Source organism: endosymbiont of Riftia pachyptila (vent Ph05), from assembly GCF_000224455.1.
Taxonomy (GTDB): Bacteria; Pseudomonadota; Gammaproteobacteria; order Chromatiales; family Chromatiaceae; genus Endoriftia; species Endoriftia persephonae.
The window spans coordinates 1-2,443 of record NZ_AFOC01000175.1 but is presented as its reverse complement, the minus strand read 5'-3'; the positions used below and the strand labels follow the sequence as shown (position 1 = coordinate 2,443).

Here is a 2,443-nt window from a genome sequence, read left to right as displayed (position 1 = left end):
AACCTGAAGCATTTTTACACCCATCTCAACAGGATGTTCTTTTTAGAAGCCTAAAAGAACTAGCTGGTTCTGATGGGCAGCAGGTTATGCTTTCCACGCATTCTGCACAATTTGTCGGAAAGTCGGCCGCTGACTTTACATCTATAATAAGACTTCACCGTTCAGGCCAACATAGTGAAATCTATCAGCTAAATGAATCAAAGTTACAGGAAGTATTAGATGATAATTTGGTTGCTGCTAGAGAGTTCGGGGAAGATCAAGACCCTAACTTCGATGAAGAAGTCAGAATGTCTGATGAGGAGTTGAGATACTTTTTATGGTTGGATTCGGAGCGTTCTAGCTTGTTTTTTTCTAGGCATGTTTTGCTATGTGAAGGCGCATCAGAGAAGATCTATTTTGATTACCTTGCAGATAACGAGTGGGGTTTCCTAAGGGAAGAAAGAGTATATATCTTAGATTGTCTGGGTAAGTACAATATCCATAGATATATTCATCTGCTTACTAAGCTTGGCATCCCCCATTCGGTTATTTTTGACGGTGACAGATCTCGTGGAAATCATGCTACTTGGAACTCTATAGTTAATGATGCATCAACGTCACTAACAAAAGGTATTCACCAGTTTGACCATGATTTGGAAGACTATTTAGGAATACCGAAGCCGCAAGGTCGAAATGACCTAAAACCAATAAATATAATTAAGCACCATATTGAAGGCTTAATTAATACCCAAAAGAAAGACAACCTTGAAGAAGTGGTCAGGGGGCTTGTCGGTGTATAACAAGGCCGTAAACTCGGACGCATTTTTCGTTCGCTGCGCTCACTACAAATGCGCCGGTTACGGCTGGCGTTAGAAGCTTAAGGGAGTTACATGCCAAATCCAATAATCGTATTTAGAATCGGCTGGATAGGATACCTATCAGGGGATTGATGAAATACATGGTGGAGGTTCATACGTTGCCGAACATGGTGAAGGTGGTGAAATGTGGAACTTTCGTGAAGAAGGGGGTAGGTACTATGGCTATGTAATGACTAAGAATTTTGCGGGTATTGATCTGTCTAGAATAAGGCCGAATAATGTATGGTCTGAAGGTGATGAGTTACATGGTGTAGATATTATTTTTATTTCAAGAAGCCCTGAAGAGAATGTTGGTCAGGTAGTTATCGGTTGGTATGAAAATGCAACTATATTCCATAAAGAATACAGAAAGCGTAGGGGGAGCAAGAAAAAAGGAGAGTGGAACAATATAGATTATTTGTGTGAGGTTGGTTCTGAAAATGGTAGATTATTAACAATACCTGAAAGAATATTCCAAATACCCCGAGGAAAAGGTTTTCCCGGTCAATCTAATGTTTGGTACAAAATGAGGAAAATTCAAAGGTAATCGAATTTAAAAAGCAATTAATAAAACTGATAAACCATGAAATAGCTACTAGAGACAAAATCAACAAGAAAGAAAAACGAGGCGGAAAGCCTAACAAAAAAGAGATACTTGCTATTGAGCGATCAGCCGTTGAAAAGACATGGGAGTTTTATGAAAACAAAGGCTATGAGCTTATGTCGGTAGAAACAGATAATGTTGGGTGGGATCTTGTGGCAGTTAAAGAAAAAGAAACTCTTTTGATAGAGGTTAAGGGTCATAAGGGGAATGTAATTCAATTTGAGTTAACACCCAACGAGTACACGCAATTAAAAGAGCAAAAAAATAATTACAGGGTTTGTGTTGTACGTAACGCACTGACTTCACCAGATTTAATGGAGTTCGTGCCTAAAAAGAAAATGGTTGCTGGTTACTCGCTGAAAACAGTGGAAATGAAATGGTAAGGCTAGATGAAAAAGTTGCAGCAAAGGCTGTGCAAATTGGCTTCTAACAATCACATTCACGCGGACAGCAAAAAGCGCCGCTCGTTCCTCGCTTTGCTTTTTGCTGCCGGTGATGCGTGGCGTTATATTTAAATGAAAATTTATCACAAATGTCCAATCTGCGCCGAAAACTTACCATTCTTTGCTGTGGACAAAATGACATGCAAAAAATGCAAAACAAAAATAGTGTCACAGAATAAGAGTTTTGCCTATGTTGCAGTAATAGTGTCGTTATATTTACCTTGGAAATTTAGTGTTATTGCTGTCATGTCAATTAGCTCAATCATGCTGTCATTTGTTTTTGCCATTATTTCTGTGCTTATTTATTTAATTATGGATAGGATTTTTGTTGTATATGAGGAGGCTGACAAAGAGCAGAACGGAAAATAACTACAAGTCATAAATATTGCTTTTCAATCTAATTACGCAGTAATTGTGTTTTTGTAGGTGGCTGCCAATACATATCTACTGCTGAGTAATATTGTTAATAACTAATTGTACAGTAACAGCGAAATACTACTTATAGGTGAAAAAAGTGGTTATTATTTTAAATAAATATAACAATGTAAATCAACCTGACA

General features: G+C 37.8%; 3 protein-coding genes. All 3 read left to right on the top strand.

The features are described from left to right. Positions 1–779, top strand: a 779-nt coding sequence (locus tag RIFP1SYM_RS16075; RefSeq protein WP_039960860.1) for an ATP-dependent nuclease, incomplete at its 5' end; no start/stop codon positions are given. A gap of 202 nt (positions 780–981) precedes the next feature. After that, complete coding sequence (locus tag RIFP1SYM_RS18485; RefSeq protein WP_240992157.1) at positions 982–1,383, top strand: hypothetical protein; 402 nt, start codon at positions 982–984, stop codon at positions 1,381–1,383. Then, positions 1,353–1,823 carry a protein NO VEIN domain-containing protein gene (locus tag RIFP1SYM_RS18480; protein WP_240992156.1) on the top strand — a complete coding sequence of 157 codons (471 nt, stop codon included), beginning with the start codon at positions 1,353–1,355 and terminating at the stop codon, positions 1,821–1,823. The genes RIFP1SYM_RS18485 and RIFP1SYM_RS18480 overlap by 31 nt, the downstream gene beginning before the upstream one ends. The last annotated feature ends 620 nt before the right edge of the window (positions 1,824–2,443 follow it).

Coding starts and splice junctions, on each gene's coding strand:
- RIFP1SYM_RS18485 (WP_240992157.1), top strand. CDS start 982: ATGTGGAACTTTCGTGAAGAAGGGGGTAGGTACTATGGCTATGTAATG.